This window comes from Sporosarcina pasteurii, assembly GCF_041295575.1.
Taxonomy (GTDB): Bacteria; Bacillota; Bacilli; order Bacillales_A; family Planococcaceae; genus Sporosarcina; species Sporosarcina pasteurii.
The window spans coordinates 3,182,495-3,203,025 of the sequence record NZ_CP160452.1 but is presented as its reverse complement, the minus strand read 5'-3'; the positions used below and the strand labels follow the sequence as shown (position 1 = coordinate 3,203,025).

Below are 20,531 nucleotides of genomic sequence, written 5' to 3'. Positions count from 1 at the left end.
AGATAAAAGGGAGCTGATCATCATGAAAGAATTAGTAACTGTTGAAGAGTGGAAAGAAGTGTTAGAAAAATCTAAAGACGAGCCAATCCTACTATTAAAACATAGTACGACGTGCCCGATTAGTACGCATGCTTTTAACCGTTTTGAAGCGTATGAAACGGACATACCGAAATACTGGTTAAAAGTAAGAGAAAGTCGCCCAGTTTCAAATGAAATTGAAAGTGATTTAGGCGTTACTCACCAATCACCACAAGCATTTATTTTAAATAAAGGTGAACAAGTTTGGAATGCATCTCATACAGTCATTATGGAAAGTGAGATTAATAGAGGGCTAGAAGCAGCCGATTTAAAATAATTTTAAAGGCACTCCAACAAAATGGAGTGCCTCTTGTTATTTCTGATAAACTTTATTCCCATCAATATAAGTTGCCTCTACGGTTGAACGAAGATCAAATGGGTCTCCGTTCCAAACGACAAAGTCCGCATCTTTCCCGACTTCAATCGAGCCGACTCGGTCTTCTACGCCGATATGTTTTGCGGCATTCAAAGTAATTGCTTCAAGCGCTTGTTCTTCCGTCAATCCATTTTTAACCGCAAGAATTGCACTCGTCATTAAATGTTCGATTCCAACGACTGGATGGTCCGTTGTAATTGAAACGGGAATCCCTTCATTCGCTAGGGCAACAATTGTATGCCACCCTTTATCCGCTAATTCTATTTTAGAACGCGTCGACATCGTTGGTCCAACCGAAACACGTACATCGTGCTTGGCGATGAAATCCGCAATTTGATGTCCTTCCGTACAATGTTCGATAGTTAGGCGGATATTAAATTCTCTTTGAATGCGCAGAACAGTCGCAATGTCATCCGCTCGATGTGCATGGACGCGTAACGGAATTTCTTTATTGAGTACCTTCGCGATATGCTCTAGTCCAAGATCACGATCACATTCATTCTTTTGACGTTTATTCATGTAATTTTGTGCTTCTATTAATTTCTCGCGAAGCCTTGCTGCCAATCCCATACGTGTCGTCGGCATTTTTCCTTTACTTCCGTAAAACCGTTTCGGATTCTCACCAGTTGCTGCTTTTAAGCCAGACGGATTTTTGACAATCATCTCATCTACAACGTTCCCGACTGTTTTCACCACAAGCATTTCTCCGCCAATTACATTAGCGCTGCCTGGCATAACTTGAACAGTCGTCACCCCGAAACTTCGCGCATCTTCAAATCCCTTTTCTTGCGGATTAATGCCGTCAATTGCACGCACTTGAGGCGTAGATTCTGAGCTTGTTTCATTAAAATCATGTCCTTCTTGTCCAATACCTTCTTCATACACGCCAAGATGTGTATGTACGTCAATGAGTCCCGGTGTAATAATTTTCCCACTAACATCAATACATTGGGCACCTTCTGGAATTATGACGGATGAACCAATTGCCTCGAACTTTCCATCTTTTACAGTAAAATTCCCTTCAACTACATCGCCAGTCCCAGTTAAAATCTTTGCGTTTTTTATGTACAACATCCTTATCCCTCCCTACCTCTCAGTATACTGAAAGTTCTTCGGTATGCGAAATATATAAAACTTTATGACATATATGACACTTGTCATATAAAACTCATGACAAACGTGTCTTCAATGAAATTGATATTCCATTTATCATAAAGATAAGAAATGAATGAATTTACAAAAACTTCGAATAGGGAGGATAACATGAGTAAAGAAAAGACGAGAAGGTTGCATAAAGACGTGGCGCCTTTTGCAAAGTCAGACACAAAGAAAAGTGTGATTCAACTAGTAAATACAATTCCCCCATTTTTTCTACTATGGTACTTAGCCTATGAAAGCTTAAAAATCTCCGTTTGGTTAATGATTCCTTTTGCAATGTTGGCAGCAGGATTTGTTGTCCGGATGTTTATTATTTTCCATGATTGTACACATGGATCGTTTTTGAGAAGCAGAAAAGCAAACGATGTGATTGGTACGATAACAGGTGTCCTCACATTATTTGCCTATGAAAAGTGGAAGCGTGAACATGCAATTCACCATGCATCCAGCTCAAACCTTGATAAGCGAGGCGTTGGTGATATTTGGGTAATGACAATTGACGAGTACCTAGAAGCGTCAAAATGGGAGCGCTTCTGCTATCGACTTTATCGCAACCCTTTAGTCATGTTCGTGCTCGGACCACTATACTTAGTCCTAATCTCAAGTCGTTTTAACCGGAAAGATGCGAGACAGAAAGAAAAAAATAATACGTATTTAACAAATCTAATTCTAGTCGTATTATATACGGGCATGATTTTACTCGTAGGTTGGCAAGCGTTTGTCATTGTTCAAGGAACGACTATGTTTGTCGCAGGTGCACTCGGAATTTGGTTGTTCTACATTCAGCATACATTCGAAGATTCCTATTTCGAAGAGGAGTCCGAGTGGGATTATGTGAAGGCGGCTGTTGAAGGAAGCTCTTATTACAAATTACCGCGTGTGCTTCAGTGGGTGACAGGAAATATCGGTTTCCATCACGTCCACCATTTATCGCCAAGAGTTCCAAATTACAATTTGGAAGAAGCACATAACTCAACACCACCCCTTCATATGGCAACGACAATTACGCTAAAATCGAGCCTTGAATCATTAAAATACAAATTATATGCACCAGAAAAGAAACACTTTGTAACCTTTGGTGAAATCAAACACCTCCTTCAAGAAACAAGTTCAAAAATGGACTTAAAACCGAAAAAGACTAGTTTTGAAGGAGAGTAATTAAAATAGTATGAATTCATGTAGAGGGGTATCTCACACCCTCTACTTTTTCTATTTTCAACGGATGGGAAGTATGAGTATGACTTTGGATGGGTTTATTATATATAATGAATTACCGTTGATTGGAGCGGAAAGCGTCCACCCGGAACGGAAATCAACATTATCCGGGTAACGCATATAATTTTATTTGAAAATTTGGTACAATAAGTACAATTAAGGGCGGTGACACTAGAGGTGCAGCATTGGTATAGTTTATTTCCAAAAAATCCATGGCTAAGTATTTACGCATGGGCCGTTTTTTGTTTATTACCTTTCTTTTTCATATTTCGTTCATCTTCTCCAATCGAAATCGCGATTGGAATTACATTACTGCTGTTGTTTTTCTTGTCATATCGATTTTCATACCGCTCTAAAACAGGCCTTGTGTATATGTGGGTCAGTTTCGAAATGGTCATCAACATTGCGATGACGCTACTATTTGGTTATGTCTATTTGTCTATATTTATCGCTTTCTTTATCGGGAATATTCGACATCCTGTTGGCTTTTTCATTATTTATGGATTACATATTGCGCTGACAATCGGTGCCATTGTGACAGGATTTTTCATTGAGATTGAATTGTTTTTACCACAATTTCACTTCATTTTAATATCGGTCATTGGCACAGTGCTGCTGCCATTTAATTTATATAATCGTAACAAGCGCGAAAAGTTGGAAGGGCAGCTGGAGAACGCACGGGAACGAATTGCAGAACTCATTATCTTGGAAGAGCGTGAACGGATTGCGCGCGATTTACATGATATTCTAGGGCAAAAGTTATCGCTTATTGGCCTGAAAAGTGATCTTGCCGGTCGATTAGTTTCTAAAAATACGGAAGCTGCCGAAAAAGAGTTACAGGATATTCGACAAACTGCTAGTGCAGCGCTCAAAGAAGTTCGCGATCTAGTAGACGATATACGGATGACAAAATTAACAGATGAGCTCATTCGTGTACGACAAGTACTGAAAGCGGCGGAGATGACGTTCACAGTAAAAGGGGACCCGCAGTTTACAAACATTCCGCCATTGGTTGAAAATGTTATGAGTATGTGTTTAAAAGAAGCGGTGACCAACGTTGTCAAGCATAGTTATGCATCGGCTTGTTATATTACATTTGAACAATTGCCTGAGGAATTCAGCATTCGTATACAAGACGATGGCATTGGCATTCCTTCGAAAGGTTGGAATCTCCCCGGTAACGGGTTAAAAGGAATTCGAGAACGGCTTGAGTTTGTCAACGGACAACTAGAAATTAATAGCGATAAGGGAACGGAATTACTAATCCGCGTCCCAGTCATACTTAAACAAAGTAAGGGAGGGGATTAAGGTGATTCGCATCGTCATTGCAGAAGACCAAGGGATGATGTTAGGTGCCTTAGGGTCATTAATTGGAATGGAAGAAGATATGGAAGTCGTTGGGATGGCCAAAAACGGGGAAGAGGCCATCACACTTGTCAAAGAGCAGAATCCTGACGTTTGTATAATGGATATCGAAATGCCAGTTAAGACAGGATTAGATGCTGCAGAGGAATTAAATGATTACCCATGTAAAATCATCATGTTAACGACATTTGCGCGTTCGGGTTATTTTGAACGTGCACGAAGAGCTGGCGTTCGTGGCTATTTATTGAAAGATAGTCCAATTGAGGAATTGGTGACTTCCATTAGATTGATTATGGATGGGAGACGTATATATGCACCAGAACTTGTTGATATCGCTTTTGATGACCATGGGGAAAATCCATTAACGAATCGGGAGAATGAAGTGTTGAGGCTCGTGGCCAAAGGACGAACAACAAAAGAAATTGCGAATGAACTATTTTTAACACCAGGAACAGTACGAAATTACATATCTACAATTTTTGAGAAGTTAGAAGTGAGCAATCGAATTGAAGCCATCTCACGGTATAAGGAAAAAGGATGGTTTAAGTAATCGTAGTGTAGATTTGAAATATCCGTAGAACATAGGGGGGAATGGGCAATGGATAAAAAAACAGTCGAGTATGCGCGACATTTGGATGAAAAAGATGTGTTGGCACATCTCAGGGAAGAGTTTTATCTTCTGGAAGACAAAATCTATATGGATGGGAATTCGCTCGGTTTATTGTCGAAGCGATCTGAAAAGGTCTTATTGGACTTGCTTCATTCTTGGAAAAGTCTCGGAATTGATGGGTGGACAGAAGGAAGACATCCATGGTTTTATTTATCTGAATCTGTCGGGGAGAAAATGGCGCCGCTTGTCGGGGGACAATCAAATGAAGTCATTGCAACCGGATCAACCACGACGAATTTACATCAGCTAGTCGCAACCTTTTATCAACCATCTGGAGAGCGTACTAAAATTCTTGCCGATGAACTTAATTTTCCATCAGATATTTATGCACTTCAAAGTCAATTGAAATTGAAGGGTTATGATCCAGAAGAACATCTGGTTCGTGTGAAAAGTCGGGATGGTCGATTTTTAAAAGAAGCGGATATTGTGGACGCCATGACTGATGAAGTAGCACTGATTGTATTACCTTCTGTGCTTTATCGGAGTGGGCAAGTGCTAGATATGGCTTATTTAACGCAAGAAGCCAAGAAACGAGGCATTCCGATTGGTTTTGATTTGTGCCATTCAATCGGTGCAATTGAGCATCGATTACATGAGCAAGACGTCGATTTCGCTTTTTGGTGCACGTATAAATATTTAAACGGGGGACCCGGTTCCGTTGGCGGTTTATTTGTCCATGAAAAACATCATGGCGTGTTACCAGGAATAACTGGTTGGTTTGGCTCCGATAAAGCGGTCCAGTTCGATATGTCGCATACGATGACACCTGCACAAGATGCAAGTGCTTTTCAAATTGGCACGCCACATGTATTAAGTTTAGCACCTGTTATTGGCGCTTTAGAGCTTTTTGAAGAAGCAACAATACAGCGGATTAGAGAGAAGTCTTTACGTTTAACAGAGTATTTTTTAACGCTCATTGATGTGGAATTAAAAGGGTATGGGTTCACCATTGGCAATCCAATGGATGAGACTCGTGGCGGTCATATTTTATTGGAACATCAAGAGGCGGCACGAATTTGTAAAGCTTTGAAAGCGGAAGGTGTCATTCCAGATTTCCGCGCGCCGAATGGGGTAAGGCTTGCACCCGTTGCCTTGTACAATACGTTTGAAGATGTTTGGAAAACAGTGCAAATCCTAAAACAGATAGTGGATGAAAAACGATATGAACGATTCGAAAATAAAAGGGGCGTAGTCGCATGACCGGTGATTGGATTGATATTTCACAACCGCTACATAATGGGATTGCAGAATGGCCGGGAGATACGCCTTTTTCTTATGAAGTTGCTTTTAAAAAGGCAGATACGGGATCAGTTAATATTGGAAAATTAACGACGAGCACTCATATAGGTACACATATCGATGCCCCTTTTCATTTTGCAGATGACGGTGAAAAAGTGCATGAACTGCCGATTGACACGTATATTGGGCGGGCGCGTGTCATAGATTTATCGGAAGCTGCAAGTATTGGTCGTCAAGAATTGGAGGCAGTTGATTTTGGCAGTGCCGAACGGATATTATTGAAAACGGGTGGTCGTAAAGACTTAACGGTTTTCCCGGAACTCTTCACTTACTTGCGTGCCGATATTGCACCGTTACTTCAAGAACGTGGCGTCCGGCTAATCGGCATTGAGTCACCATCTGTTGACCCGGAGCAAAGTAAGACGCTGGATGCACATCATGCCTTATATGCACACCAAATTATGATTTTAGAAAATATCGTTTTGGATGACGTAGTGCCGGGAGATTATGAGTTGATTGCGTTGCCATTGCCACTCCATGGGGCTGATGGAAGTCCAGTTCGTGCCGTCATTCGGGCAATCAAAGAGGTGGACTAAATGGATGATAAAGGGATTTATACGGATTTTAAAGAGCAGATGACGTACGGAGAATATCTCAATCTTGACCATATCCTTTCAAGTCAAACGCGCTTATCAGGTCATCACGATGAAATGTTGTTTATCGTCATTCATCAAGTGAGTGAATTATGGATGAAACTCATTTTGCATGAAATCACAACAGCTATTACGGCGATACAACGTGATGAATTACCTGAAGCGTTTAAAATGTTGGCACGTGTTTCTCGTATTCAAACGCAAATTATTCAAGCGTGGGATGTTTTATCGACGTTGACTCCCGCAGAATATATGGAATTTCGAGACAGTCTTGGGCGGGCCTCGGGATTCCAATCTTATCAAAATCGTCAAATTGAATTTGCGCTAGGCTATAAACAACCACATATTTTAAAAATTTACGAGAAAGATCCAGCACTTGCTGCTACATTAAAAGAGGCATATGAAGCACCGAGTATTTACGACGTGTCGATCAAAGCATTGGCAAAAGCAGGTTTTCCAATCAATGAATCCTTATTAAAAAGGGACTTCTCAGTGACCTACACAGGCGATGAGTCAGTTGCAGCTGCTTGGCTGAAGGTTTACAAAGACGTTGACACGTATTGGGATCTCTATCAACTTGCCGAAAAACTCGTAGATATTGAAGATAGTCACCAACAATGGCGTTTTCGCCATATGAAAACGGTTGAAAGGATTATTGGACATAAGACAGGAACAGGCGGTTCTTCCGGTGTTTCCTATTTAAAGTCTGTCCTTGACCATCGCTTTTTCCCAGAACTTTGGGATGTACGTACCAAACTATAAACAGAAAAACGCTACCTAAAAATAGGTAGCGTTTTGTATTTTGTTTATTCATTTCATGATAAATTCAAAGTCGGTAGCATGGATTGCTGCTCGACTTATCCCATCACCTTCCTACTCACTCATCTATCCTTTGCCAGTCTAGCTAAGCTGTTGGCGCGTAACAAATCATCGTTATTATCCGATGCCGGCTGAACATCTAGTGCATATACTTATGCACTTCATGCATACACTTTATGCATGAATTGCAAAGAACTTTGCAATCAACCTTGTCGAATTGATTTTCCGTCGCCTGTAGGAACGCCTCCTCGAACCGTTAGGGGTCATTGCAAGTCCTTGAAACAAACAATTCGCGACCTCCTTTCTTAAAAATAGGCCAGCAAATCTCGTTTTCATTGAAGTGAAACATCGTCTTGATGATTTGTTACCTTATTCTATTCGAAGGGATAGCAGACGGTGTGTGCAACTGTATTAGTAAGGATTAATTTATCACTCCTTCTAATTAATCTACTATATGATGGGAGGTGGGGGGATTATGAACTTATTGTAGATTATTCTAAATTAATCAAAAATGATACAAGCGTTAAAAAAAACAAAGATAGATAAGAATAAACTGTAAGAATGTTCTATGTTATACTCTTTAGTAAATACTCAGAAAAGGTGTGGCGTACATATGATGGAGCAACATAGATTAGCGGAATTGAAAGAAAAGCACCCACTTCTCGAGAAAGTGATGCATCGGGAAGAAGTGTACTGGTTAAACCCTTTAATCGAGAGTGCTAATGAAGGGTTTTCTAAATTAACGGTAAGTGAAGCAGAAGTAAAAGAAGCATCTGAACGATTACAACGTTTTGCACCTTATCTAGAACGTGTATTTCCTGAAACGAAACAATCAAAAGGCATTATTGAATCGCCGGTGACTGCGATTCCTTCTATGAAGAAGAAACTAGAACAACGATACTCGATTGCAATTCCAGGCGAGCTGTTGTTAAAAGAAGACAATGCATTGCCGATTTCGGGTTCTATTAAAGCGCGAGGCGGCATTTATGAAGTATTAAAGCACGCTGAAAAGCTAGCCCTAGAACATGGACTGATTACAGAGGGAGAGAATTACAGTAAGTTTGCGGACGATGCCTTTCGCGAGCTATTCTCGAAACATAAAATTGCGGTCGGTTCGACGGGGAATTTAGGACTCAGCATAGGCATTATGAGTGCTCAATTAGGATTTGAAGTAACTGTACATATGTCAGCCGATGCGAAACAGTGGAAAAAGGATATGCTTCGTGAAAAAGGCGTAATCGTAGTTGAATATGAAGACGATTATAGTAAAGCTGTCGAAGAAGGTCGTCGTCAAGCAGAAGCAGATCCACTTTGTCACTTTGTAGATGATGAGAACTCCTTAGATTTGTTTTTCGGCTACGCAGTCGCTGGTGAACGATTGGCTGCACAATTAGCTGAACAAGGCACAATTGTCGATGCAGATCACCCTTTGTTTGTCTATCTACCATGCGGTGTCGGTGGAGGACCGGGCGGTGTTGCCTACGGATTAAAACTAGCATTCGGTGACCATGTGCATTGCTTTTTCGCAGAGCCAACCCATTCACCGTGTATGTTACTCGGCATGATGACAGGTCTACACGATGCAGTTTCCGTCCATGATTTTGGACTAGACAATGAAACTGCAGCAGACGGACTTGCGGTCGGAACGGCTTCCGGTTTCGTAGGAAAAACAATGGAACCATTATTGTCCGGCTGTTACACAATTTCCGATGAAACGATGTTTAAGTTACTTACCCAATTGACAGATTCGGAAGGCATCCGCCTAGAACCATCTGCGTTGGCTGGGATGACTGGCCCTATCCATTCAATTCAAGCATCAATGAAAAATGCTGCTTCAAAAAATGCAACACATCTTGTATGGGCAACGGGCGGAAGTATGGTACCGGAAGATGAAATGAATTTATATTACGAGCAAGGCAGGAAATAATTCGGTTTATTTCCTGGGAAATCGACAGAAACCTCAAGTATCGTTTGAGGCATTCTGTCGATTTTTGTTTTAGAGTTATTTTGAGGGGAAGAATCAATACTAAAAGCAGTGACATTGACATTATAAAATGAATTCTATATAATTACCTTGAATTCGAGATAATGTAGGCAGCGTTTAAATATATCAAATCATTTTACTGGAGGAATAAGCATGAACCATTTAAAAGGTGTACATCACGTTACAGCGATTACGAGTAGTGCAGAAGAAAACTATAAATTTTTTACGTATGTATTAGGCATGCGTCTTGTGAAAAAGACGGTCAACCAAGATGATATCCAAACGTATCATTTGTTTTTTGCAGATGATGTCGGAAGCGCAGGCACAGATATGACATTTTTCGACTTCCCAGGAATTCCAAAAGGCGTTCACGGGACAAACGAAATTCATAGAACAGCATTTAGAGTTCCGTCAGATGAAGCATTGACCTACTGGGAGAAACGTTTCGATCGTTTACAAGTAAAACATGACGGGATTCAGGAACAGTTTGGTGTAAAAGTACTGTCCTTCGTTGATTTCGATGACCAACAATATCAACTCATTTCCGATGCGCATAATAAAGGCGTAGCATCTGGGACACCTTGGCAAAAAGGTCCGATTCCTTTAGAGTATGCCATTACTGGATTAGGGCCCGTGCATATCCGCATCGCGCAATTTGATTATATGAAAGAAGTGTTGGAAAAGGTCCTTTTATTTAAGGAAATTGCGCAAGATGGCGATTTTCATTTATTTGAAGTAGGAGAAGGCGGGAACGGTGCGCAAGTGATTATCGAGAAAAACACGACGTTGCCGGTGGGACAACAAGGTTATGGAACAGTGCACCACGTGGCATTTCGTGTAGACGATCGTGCTGTTTTAGATGAATGGACAGAACGACTTGAACAATTTGGTTTTCAAACGTCAGGACATGTGGATCGTTTCTTCTTTGAATCGCTCTATGCAAGAGTTGCGCCAGGGATTTTATTTGAATTTGCAACTGATGGGCCAGGATTTATGGGCGATGAACCATACGAAACGCTTGGCGAAAAGCTTTCACTCCCACCTTTTTTAGAGCCTAAACGCGAACAAATAGAAAAACTAGTACGTCCAATCGACACAGTTAGAAGCACGATTGACTTTGTCAAAGAATGATAAGGGGCTGTCTAAGTAAGTCTACTGGGAATTAAAATAGAAGATACGATGTTTTTTCATCCCGTTCTAGATTAAGTTCTAGTTGCTTGGAGTGGAAACCGGCGACTCCAGCGGGAACAGCGCGAGCTAGCCGAACAGCGAAGGGTTCGGTTTGTATAATTTTTGTGGTCTTTACAAAAATTATACAGAAAGTTCTTGCCCCGCAGGAACGCAGTGACGAGGAGATTGAAGCCGTGCCCGCGGAAAGCAACGGGGAATAGAATGATTTCTATATAGAAGGAGTTGTCCCAGAAAAAATGATTTTCTGGACGGCTCCTTTATTTTTTAAGCAAAGTGGTTGAAAGTCAAATAAGGTCAATGTATAATAAAGTCAGAAAGTCAAAGATAGTCAAAGTCAAGGTTTGATATATATTTAATTCGCTAAAGGAGGAAACCCAATATGAATTGTCAACATTGTGGTAAAAACAAAGCGGCTGTGAATCTGAGATTACATGTCAATAATCGAAACATACAAATACACATGTGTCGTGCTTGTTTTCAAGAAATACAAGGACAAATGAATGCTGGAAACTTCTCTCCATTTAATAATCAAGAAAATAACTTTTTCCAACAAAATGGTGGACAACAAGCAAGAGCGCAAACGATACAAGCCCAAGACCATCAAAACAATGGTTTATTAGACCAGCTTGGTAAAAACCTTTCAAATGATGCGAGAGAAGGACTGATTGATCCAGTCATTGGACGTGATCAAGAAGTAAAACGCGTCATTGAAACATTAAATAGAAGAAATAAAAACAACCCTGTTCTCATTGGTGAACCAGGTGTCGGTAAAACAGCCATTGCTGAAGGATTGGCAGTTAAAATCCATGAAGGCGATGTACCGGTTAAACTGATGAATAAAGAAGTATATGTGCTCGATGTCGCATCACTCGTCACGAACACGGGCATTCGCGGACAGTTCGAAGAGCGCATGAAAGAACTGATTGAGGAATTACAAGCTCGACCAGACGTGATTTTATTTATCGATGAAATTCACTTACTCGTCGGAGCCGGGTCGACAGAAGGTTCTCAAATGGATGCAGGGAATATTTTAAAACCTGCGCTTGCACGCGGTACGTTACAATTAATTGGGGCAACGACCTTGAAAGAATATCGTCAAATAGAAAAAGATGCTGCCCTTGAGCGTCGTTTTCAACCGATTATTGTCAATGAACCTTCAACGGAAGATACCATTAAAATCTTGAACGGCATTAAAGACCGTTATGAAGCGTTCCACGAAGTTCATTATCCTGAAGAAGCCATTCATGCTTTCGTAACGTTGTCACAACGGTATATTCAAGACCGTTTCTTACCAGACAAAGCAATCGATTTAATGGATGAGGTCGGCGCGCGCTTGAACTTAGCGCATGGAACCATAGACCCAGCCTCACTACAAGTACGTCTAGATGAAGTGATTCAGGAAAAGGAACGTGCAGCTGAAGCGGAAGACTATGAAAAAGCTGCATATAAGCGCACAGAAGAAATCCAGCTTCGTAAGCAGTTAGAAGAAGCAAATCAAAATGAAAATACTGAGCCAACAGAAGTTTCAGTCGCGGATATTGAGTTAATTGTTGAAGAGAAAACAGGTATCCCTGTTACGAAACTGCAAGCGGCAGAGCAAGAGAAAATGAAGGATATGGCGGACAACCTGCGTGCTAAAGTAATTGGTCAAGAGGAAGCAGTCGATAAAGTGGCCAAAGCAATTCGTCGGAGCCGCGCGGGACTAAAATCTAAAACACGTCCAATCGGTTCATTCTTATTTGTCGGCCCAACAGGTGTCGGTAAAACGGAAATTACGAAAGTATTAGCGGAAGAATTATTCGGCTCACGTGATTCGTTAATTCGCCTCGACATGAGTGAATATATGGAGAAACACGCCGTTTCTAAAATTATTGGTTCACCTCCAGGGTATGTCGGTCACGAAGAAGCTGGACAATTAACAGAACAAATTCGTCGCAAACCGTATTCAATTCTCTTACTTGATGAAATTGAAAAAGCGCACCCAGACGTTCAACATATGTTCTTACAAATTATGGAGGACGGTCGATTAACGGATTCTCACGGTCGAACAGTGAGTTTCAAAGATACAGTCATTATTATGACAAGTAACGCAGGAACAGGCGTTAAAGAAGTAAGTGTCGGCTTTAACCGTCCTGAACATGATGCGGTAACGACATTAGAGTCGTTGAGCGATTACTTCAAACCAGAATTTCTCAACCGTTTTGATGCAATCGTTCAATTTAATGAATTAACAGAAGAGAACCTTCTTGAAATCGTGGACTTGATGCTCATTGATTTACAAGAAACAATTGAAGAAAACGATATTGACATTACAATCACAGACGAAGCTAAACAAGCGCTCGTTTCACTTGGCTATGACAAACGTTTCGGCGCAAGACCGCTGAGAAGAGTCATCCAAGATAAAATCGAAGACCCATTAACTGATTTAATTTTGGAAGAAGATGTTGTTGAAAAAGTTCATGTTGATGTAGTGGATGAAGAGATTGTTGTAACAAAAGTATAAGTATTTTTTAAATCCCGCTGAATGATTCGGCGGGATTTTTTAGGTTCCAGTCGCCCAAACAATTTAGTTCGCATTAATAAACTTAAGAAATTCTTCATGAATAAGATAGCTAGTTCTACACTTTTGTTCACTATACTTAATCTATGATTTCCTATAAAGGTGTGGATGATATGAAGAAGCTTTTATTTCTTGTGCTAATTACTGTGCTCGGGGCTACGTTCATAGTAAAGGATAAACCGTTCTTTACAGAAAATGTAACCTTAAACGTGGACGCGAAAGCAATGATTTTAATAGATGCGGAAAGTGGAAAAGTGTTGTACGAAAAAAATAGTAAAGAAGCATTGCCAATTGCGAGTATGTCTAAAATGATGACGCAATATATTGTGCTTAACGCAATTAAAAATGGAACGCTCACTTGGGAAGATACTTATGAGCCGAGCGAATATGTTCAACAAATGACGGCGCAATCAGGCGCGGTTAAATTGGGTATGACGCCTGGAAATTTGTATACAGTGAAAGAACTTTTTACGGCGATGACGGTGAATTCTTCAAATGATGCAGCAGTGGCACTTGCTGAAATGGTGAGTGGATCGGAAGAGGCTTTTGTAACGCTAATGAACCAACAGGCAAAGAGTTTCGGCTTGAAGAAAACAAGCTTTTTTAATGCGAGTGGGCTCGATGGGGACTATATTGGTAAAAGTGCTGATGAAACGAATATTGCTTCAGCATGGGACGTTGCTAGGATTGCTCAAAAGCTAATAGAGAGGCACCCAGAGGTTTTCGATTTTACAAAAATGACGGATTTTAGGACGAGTGCAGGAATCCAATTATGGTCCACAAATTTAATGTTACCTGGAATGCCGCTAGCGATGGCAGGAGTTGATGGGTTGAAAACAGGCTACACGGATTTGGCAGGTTCATGTTTCGCCAGCACAGGCATCTTTGATGGCAAACGTGTAATTAGCGTCGTGATGGGTGTTGATGAAAAGGGCAGTGATACAACGAACCCAAGATTTCAACTGACAGAAGAGTTAATTGAGCACTTTGTATTAGAATAAATGAAAGGGATTGAAGGTTCCAGTCACCCAAAAGATAAATAGGTATTAAAAAAACCCGCTAATCAGCGGGTTTTTGGATAGCTATTAATGTTTTTGCAACAAGGATAAAACTTCGCGCAATCTCTTTCTCAGAACTTGTGGTGTTGTATTGTTCTGTGTTAATCTTACGAAAATATTATTTGAGATTAATGCAAAGATAATAAATGCAGTTCCGATGTAATCATATACCGTAAGTGGACTACCTTGGAAAAATTGGACTGCAAGTGTTGTGATTGGAACAAAGTTAATGAACAATAGCGCGTTTAATGGCGATAGAATTCTTACCCCAACGTTCCACCCAAGCAATGCGATTAACCCAGGGAATATGGCCATAAATGCAATATGTGGGCTGACGATTTTGATTGTTTCCATCGTCGGCAATGTCACGTATCCAGTATATGTAATGATTAGCGTAACGGCCGTTGCAGTAAGGGTTCCCAGTAAACAACTTAGCGTTGAAAATCGAAGTGCAGACCAGCCAGCTTCGCTGAACTTACTGCCGCTCATCGTATAGACAACCCATCCAACAACAGCGATAAAGATAAGTAATGAAGGTACAATATCACTTGTTGCAGTTATAAACGCCCCGAAATCACCTTTTGTGATGACCAGTGTTACGCCGACAAACGCAGTAAATACAAAGAACAACGTGACCCCATGTGGTCGGTTTCTACTAAGTAACCAAACAATCACAATGGAAATCATCGGCATTAAAGCCTCGTTAATCGATGCAATCATAACGCCTGGCTCGCCCAGTAAGTCTTGTCCCCAAAAAATCAGTAAATTATAAACGGTAAAGGCCATTGTCCCGAAGAACCATAACGACAGTCCTTTTCCATCAAAGCGAAAAGCCTCTTTACCTTCTTTCCACAGAAGCATAACGACTAAAATCACAGTTACGGATAGGTAGCGAAAAATCGTAAAATAAAACGGGTCAATATGATTAAATGCGTGATTTGCTACCGGAAACATTGCCCCCCAAGATACACTAGCAATGAAACATAGAAATGCACCCAACAAAATATTATTCTTCAATGATTCCCAGTCTCCCTTATCTCTTTCTCTATATTCCATTCAACACTAAAATAGACATCAAGTAAAACGAACGTTAATGATGATGGGTATCATTTTTCGTGATATCATAAAAGGGAGATGGGGGAGATGACATCATGGAATTTAAAGACTTAGAGATTTTTCAAGTCGTCGCAAAGAAGGGGACAATCTCCGCTGCGGCAAGAGAGTTGAATTATGTACAATCAAACGTCACCGCAAGAATTCAAAAGCTCGAAAAAGAGCTAAATTCACCATTGTTTAATCGGCATAGCCGTGGAATGAATTTAACGCCAGAAGGGAAAAAACTATTAGTCTATAGTGATAAAATACTAGCATTAACAAATGAAATGAAAAAAGTCATTCAAAGCAGGGAAGAACCGGCCGGAAAATTAGAAATTGGTACAGTCGAAACGGTGATTCAACTACCGTATATTCTCTCAGCTTACAATAAAAAATATAAAGAGGTAGACCTAACTTTGGTATCAGGCGTTACCGAAAAATTACAAGAAGATGTTTTAAATCATAAATTGGACGGCGCCTTCGTTACGCAAACAAAACTACATCCAGAACTTGTTGCGCATGATGTTTTCCAAGAGGAACTTGTGTTAATTTCAGACACAAAAGCAACCTCACTTGAACAATTAAAAAATGAACCGTTCTTATGTTTTAGTGAAGGGTGCGGATACCGGGCGAGGCTCGAACGATGGTATAAAGACGAGAACATTAAACCTAAAAAAATCATGGAGTTTGGTACATTAGAAACGATTTTAAGTAGCGTAACAGTGGGGCTTGGCATTACATTTGTTCCAAGGAAAGCAGCTTCCCATTTAGTGAAAAAAGGGTTCGTCCATTGTCATACACTTCCTGAAAAGTACAGTAAGATTAATACAATTTTTATTCGACGTGCTGATTCCTATTTAACTGCCACTATTGAAAAATTTATTGAAACGATTGAGGAGTTTAATAGTGAATTAATATCTTAAACTCAGACCTAGCGCTAACTTTTAGCACTAGGTCTTTTTAGTAATGGTCATAATCAGGCCACCGTTACCTCAATTCTTTATGCACAAATGGACACTTACCTACAATCGGTTCTGCATCATCTCCGATAAAAAACTGTTTCCACTCATTGTGAGTTGGGTCGCCGTAGTGGCTAATATCAGGATGCTTCGGCAACTGATCCCATACCTCAACCCGTTGGCGGACTTTTTCGCGAGACATGATGCCGCCTTTTTCTGTTCCTTTTAATCCTTCAAATATTTTACGAGGTTGAAAGCCGAGCACCATCGCATTTCCTAAGTCACGTGTTTTTCGTTGCTTATAAGCAGGTGCATTCCCGAATACAAAAATGGGTTCACCGTGGAATCGAAAATCCCATAGGTAATGCTCCGGGTCGCGGGGACTGTCGGTCGGCCATTCAATGTCATCCACTTCATGGAGATACTGTAGAATCTCCCAAAATTGTTTTCTGTAATCTTCTAGTGCACCTTCCACCTCAAAAGGTTCCACAAACACAAAAAGTCCATGTCTTTTATGGTTTGGATTATTAAAAAGTGCTAAAAATGATGTTAATGCCTTCGGTAAATTGGACCAGTCGTTTTGCGTGATGTAGGCATACCGAAGTTCACCCCTAAGTTCGCCACCCATGCCAAAATAGCAAGGAAATGTTTTATCCGTCACCGTTTCGTGGAAAGTTTGGTATTCATTTATCAACCAATTAGGTAAGTCATTTCGTTTCATGAAATCTTCTTTCACGAGCAATTCTTTACTTGTTTGCACAAAATCACTCCAATCTAATTCATTTCATCGTAGAAAGTATATGCATCACATATCACTCTTCTTCCCGGTTATGAACAACTAAAACAAATGCACATTGTTAGCGTTTGAAAATGAAGTAATGGGGCATTGATAAGGGTAATCAAATATTGTCAATTGGAGGTAGGCAATGAATTCCCGATTAGAGCAAGACCTTGAAACAGGATGTTGGAGTGAATATGATACATTACACCGCGTTATCGTTTGTGAACCCACATATATGGAAATCCAAGAAGTGATTAACGATGTTCAGAAAGAGTATGAAGATGAGAATATTAATAAACGAATTGCAAAGGAACAACATGAGGAATTTGTAAAGAAACTCGAGGAACATGGGGTAGAAGTGATACGTTTACCTGCTTCCGAACAATTCCCGGAACAAGTTTTCACACGTGATATTGGATTCACGCTTGGTGATGATGTTTTTGTCGCTGAAATGGCCAGGGAAATTCGTGAGGGTGAAGAGGATGCATTAGAACAGTGGTTAAAATCATCTAATATATTATTTCAGAAGCTGCGTGCGAATAAAATCGAAGGCGGCGACGTGATCATCGACCGCAACACCGTCTATGCCGGCGTCAGTAGCCGAACGAGCAAAGAAGCGATTCAAGAATTGGATACTAAGCTTCCATACCATCAAGTGATTCCAATCCCGTTCGATGAAAAATACCTGCATCTAGATTGTGTATTTAATATACTTTCGCCAAAAATCGGCCTAATTTTTCCGCCAGCACTCGATAAAGAGACAGTAGACATGTTAGAAAAGAAATACAAGCTTATTGAAGTATCGGAAGAAGAACAGTTTACATTGGGCACGAATGTCCTTTCTATTGGAAATAAAAAAGTGTTTAGCTTACCGCAAAATACCGAAGTGAATCAACAAATGCGCAATCACGGCTTCAACGTCATCGAAGTCGACTTCTCAGAAATTATCAAATCAGGCGGTTCTTTTAGATGTTGTTCGATGCCGGTAGAAAGAGCTTCAAGTTAATGTCTGGTACCACTATGGCCATAATGATTCAAAAATCCACATGATAATAAAGTAAGATAATGTAAGTAGAATTTTTTGTCTTTTCTTATTTTCTGGCGTATAATAGAAGTAGATACGCATAACATGAAAAGACCGGATGCGGGTACATCCGGCTTTACAACTACTGACCGCAAGAAGAGCGGTTGGCCAAGATTTGTATAGAAATAACCGTCAAACCTTGTCATGGGGGACGGTTATTTCTTTTTTGCAAAGAATACAATCAACGAGATTACAATCGTAAAAGCCGCTAACATAACAGCGCTAAGCTGTAAAAGCAAACTCATCGTTTCGTAAGTCGTCATGGGATCACCTCCCCAAGAGGAAGTGACCAACCGCCCACCCTGCCTATGTAGTTGTCTTTCTAGTTTAACATAGTTAGAATTTTAAACCTATTTAAAATAAAGTCGATCAAACAATCGAGTTTTTGGTATAAATATGGAAGTGTTGATTAGTAAGTATCGAATATCCTTTGTATTTCAGCATCATCCTCATATTTGAGCAGTGCCAACATGAGTAAAATCCGCGCTTTCTGCGGCGATAAATTATCTGTCGTTGGAGCTTCCAAGTACTTGTATTGTTCAATTGGCACAACTCTTCCGCTTCCAACTCTACTGCCCATGACAACTTGAATGCCTTTTTTACGCGCCTTTTGTAATGCAATTTCTTCGGCATCTGAACAACGACCCGCACCAGTTCCTGCCATAACGATACCGTCTACATTCGCATTGATTAAGGCCTCAATCATTGTGCCGGTTGCACCAGCGTAGGAGTAAACAATATCAACACTTGGAAGCGTATCGATTTTAAGTGTGGAGAACTCCGACTTACTTGTATGTTTTCGAATCGGTGCCCGATAAAATTGAACTGTATGATCTGGGTCTATAAATCCCATGTACCCAAGCTCACGAGATTGGAATGTTTCCAACCGATATGTATTTGTTTTTGAAACATCCCGTGCACAGCTAATTTGATCATTTAATACGACAAGAACACCTTTTCCGTACGATACGTCTACACTCGCGACCCTGACTGCATTAAGTAAATTTAAATGGACATCAGAGCTAAGGCCCGAAAACGGTCTTTGTGCGCCTGTTAATACAACCGGCTTTGTTGTGTTTACCGTTAAATGAAGAAAGTAAGCTGTTTCCTCTAATGTATTTGTCCCGTGGGTAATGACAATGCCATCATACCCCTCGTCATTTAGGCTTTTCTCAATATTTTCTTTTAGCGCTAACCAATGCGTCGAATTAATCAAAGTACTACTGACATTCGATAGTTGTTCAATTGTCACATTGGCTACTTCTTGAATTTCAGGGATCGCTTGTACAAGATCCTCCCCCGTATAATGGCCAGATACATAATTTCTCAAATCAGTACGATTATCGTGATGAGCGGAGATTGTTCCGCCCATTGCTATGATTTTTATATTTTTCATAATGCCTCCAAGAATTAAGGTATTCGATTGCTAAATAAATACGATGATACGTGGAAAGGAATTATATTATTTTGGTTTAACGTCTAGTCCTATTAACCAAATAGGAACTTTTAATATACTGCTATATTCATTTATTATATGTTCCATGCTTTGATAATTCACATTACCATCGCTCAAGTAACTGTCTAACTCCCCGGTTCCCGTAATGTAAATCAACAAATCTAAATCAGCTAAATTATCTAGGTGCAGCACTTTAAACATATCGTAATAAGCTAAAGCCCAATTTCCAAACTGCACTTCACCTATAACGGTTGGTACTTTTTTAATGATAGGTAAATCAATGCCTGCATTTTTGGTTAAGTCAGGTAGGTTTAATCTGTCGGCGGCACTTTTCCAATCTACTCTTTTATCTAATTCATTTGTCCACTCGTCGATACCTTGAAATACAGCCTTCTTTCCAAAGCAATAGTTTCTAAAATTAACGATGTTAAAGTCTTCGTCAAATAGGGCGAAGTCAAATCCACCTGTCTTAGGAGAATCAAATAAAACGCCGTCCTTATACTCGACTTCAAACTTAAGGTTACTAATTGCTTTTAGACTATCTTTTATAACTTTGTTTACTGAATCGGCAGTTAATCCTTTATGTTTCCGCTTGTTCTTCTTTCTAATACTGTGGTTAACGCCTTCAAGTTTTTGGGTTAATCTATCCGTAATATCTACTTTTAAATTAGGGTAACTCTTCAGAAAAAGTTCCGCATTCCTGTGGAACATTTCGTTGGCAATATAAAACTCACAATTAGTATTGGTTATCCATTCGGCTTTTATCTCAGGCGTTAACATATTTATTAAC

Annotated in this window: 18 protein-coding genes; 13 read left to right on the top strand and 5 right to left on the bottom strand. The window is 40.1% G+C overall.

Translation table 11 applies throughout. The annotated features are described in order from the left end of the window. The first annotated feature begins 22 nt into the window (after positions 1-22). Positions 23-355, top strand: a complete 333-nt coding sequence (gene ytxJ, locus AB1H92_RS15620) for a bacillithiol system redox-active protein YtxJ (RefSeq protein WP_115363789.1) — start codon at positions 23-25, stop codon at positions 353-355. 36 nt (positions 356-391) lie between these two features. Here ytxJ and AB1H92_RS15615 read toward each other — a convergent pair whose 3' ends face one another. Further along, positions 392-1,528, bottom strand: a complete 1,137-nt coding sequence (locus AB1H92_RS15615) for an amidohydrolase (RefSeq protein WP_115363787.1) — start codon at positions 1,526-1,528, stop codon at positions 392-394. 189 nt (positions 1,529-1,717) lie between these two features. On the opposite strand from AB1H92_RS15615, the gene AB1H92_RS15610 reads away from it, so the two are divergent. The 10 genes from AB1H92_RS15610 (at position 1,718) to AB1H92_RS15565 (ending at position 14,309) form a co-directional block, all read left to right on the top strand. Continuing rightward, positions 1,718-2,770 carry a fatty acid desaturase gene (locus AB1H92_RS15610; RefSeq protein WP_115363785.1) on the top strand — a complete coding sequence of 351 codons (1,053 nt, stop codon included), beginning with the start codon at positions 1,718-1,720 and terminating at the stop codon, positions 2,768-2,770. Between the two features lie 234 nt (positions 2,771-3,004). Further along, entirely contained in the window at positions 3,005-4,135 is a 1,131-nt protein-coding gene (locus tag AB1H92_RS15605) for a sensor histidine kinase (protein ID WP_115363783.1), read from the top strand. A gap of 1 nt (position 4,136) precedes the next feature. Next, complete coding sequence (locus AB1H92_RS15600) at positions 4,137-4,742, top strand: response regulator transcription factor (RefSeq protein WP_115363781.1); 606 nt, start codon at positions 4,137-4,139, stop codon at positions 4,740-4,742. Positions 4,743-4,790: 48 nt separating this feature from the next. Beyond that, on the top strand, positions 4,791-6,062 hold the full coding sequence (kynU, locus tag AB1H92_RS15595) for a kynureninase (protein WP_115363779.1): 1,272 nt from the start codon (positions 4,791-4,793) through the stop codon (positions 6,060-6,062). Then, entirely contained in the window at positions 6,059-6,697 is a 639-nt protein-coding gene (gene kynB / locus AB1H92_RS15590) for an arylformamidase (protein WP_134268514.1), read from the top strand. Before kynU ends, kynB begins: the two co-directional genes overlap by 4 nt. Beyond that, positions 6,698-7,516 carry a tryptophan 2,3-dioxygenase gene (kynA, locus tag AB1H92_RS15585; protein ID WP_134268515.1) on the top strand — a complete coding sequence of 273 codons (819 nt, stop codon included), beginning with the start codon at positions 6,698-6,700 and terminating at the stop codon, positions 7,514-7,516. Positions 7,517-8,186: 670 nt separating this feature from the next. After that, the gene (locus tag AB1H92_RS15580) at positions 8,187-9,500 is read left to right on the top strand and encodes a D-serine ammonia-lyase (protein WP_115363777.1); all 1,314 of its coding nucleotides are present in this window, start codon (positions 8,187-8,189) and stop codon (positions 9,498-9,500) included. Between the two features lie 210 nt (positions 9,501-9,710). Further along, complete coding sequence (locus AB1H92_RS15575) at positions 9,711-10,688, top strand: ring-cleaving dioxygenase (RefSeq protein WP_115363775.1); 978 nt, start codon at positions 9,711-9,713, stop codon at positions 10,686-10,688. A gap of 439 nt (positions 10,689-11,127) precedes the next feature. Then, positions 11,128-13,251 carry an ATP-dependent Clp protease ATP-binding subunit gene (locus AB1H92_RS15570; RefSeq protein WP_115363773.1) on the top strand — a complete coding sequence of 708 codons (2,124 nt, stop codon included), beginning with the start codon at positions 11,128-11,130 and terminating at the stop codon, positions 13,249-13,251. Between the two features lie 170 nt (positions 13,252-13,421). Continuing rightward, on the top strand, positions 13,422-14,309 hold the full coding sequence (locus tag AB1H92_RS15565; RefSeq protein WP_166739570.1) for a D-alanyl-D-alanine carboxypeptidase family protein: 888 nt from the start codon (positions 13,422-13,424) through the stop codon (positions 14,307-14,309). Between the two features lie 84 nt (positions 14,310-14,393). Here AB1H92_RS15565 and AB1H92_RS15560 read toward each other — a convergent pair whose 3' ends face one another. Next, positions 14,394-15,383, bottom strand: coding sequence for a DMT family transporter (locus tag AB1H92_RS15560; RefSeq protein ID WP_115363769.1), 990 nt, complete (start codon positions 15,381-15,383; stop codon positions 14,394-14,396). Positions 15,384-15,517: 134 nt separating this feature from the next. On the opposite strand from AB1H92_RS15560, the gene AB1H92_RS15555 reads away from it, so the two are divergent. Beyond that, the gene (locus AB1H92_RS15555; protein WP_115363767.1) at positions 15,518-16,384 is read left to right on the top strand and encodes a LysR family transcriptional regulator; all 867 of its coding nucleotides are present in this window, start codon (positions 15,518-15,520) and stop codon (positions 16,382-16,384) included. A gap of 64 nt (positions 16,385-16,448) precedes the next feature. Here the strand turns inward: AB1H92_RS15555 and AB1H92_RS15550 are convergent, their stop codons facing one another. Then, entirely contained in the window at positions 16,449-17,141 is a 693-nt protein-coding gene (locus AB1H92_RS15550) for a YqcI/YcgG family protein (RefSeq protein WP_115364193.1), read from the bottom strand. Between the two features lie 205 nt (positions 17,142-17,346). On the opposite strand from AB1H92_RS15550, the gene AB1H92_RS15545 reads away from it, so the two are divergent. After that, entirely contained in the window at positions 17,347-18,207 is an 861-nt protein-coding gene (locus AB1H92_RS15545) for a dimethylarginine dimethylaminohydrolase family protein (protein WP_115363765.1), read from the top strand. A 487-nt stretch (positions 18,208-18,694) separates the two neighbouring features. On the opposite strand, the gene AB1H92_RS15540 is transcribed toward AB1H92_RS15545, so the two are convergent. Next, positions 18,695-19,681 carry an asparaginase gene (locus AB1H92_RS15540; RefSeq protein ID WP_115363763.1) on the bottom strand — a complete coding sequence of 329 codons (987 nt, stop codon included), beginning with the start codon at positions 19,679-19,681 and terminating at the stop codon, positions 18,695-18,697. 66 nt (positions 19,682-19,747) lie between these two features. Continuing rightward, positions 19,748-20,521, bottom strand: a complete 774-nt coding sequence (locus AB1H92_RS15535) for a hypothetical protein (protein WP_115363761.1) — start codon at positions 20,519-20,521, stop codon at positions 19,748-19,750. Positions 20,522-20,531 lie beyond the last annotated feature (10 nt).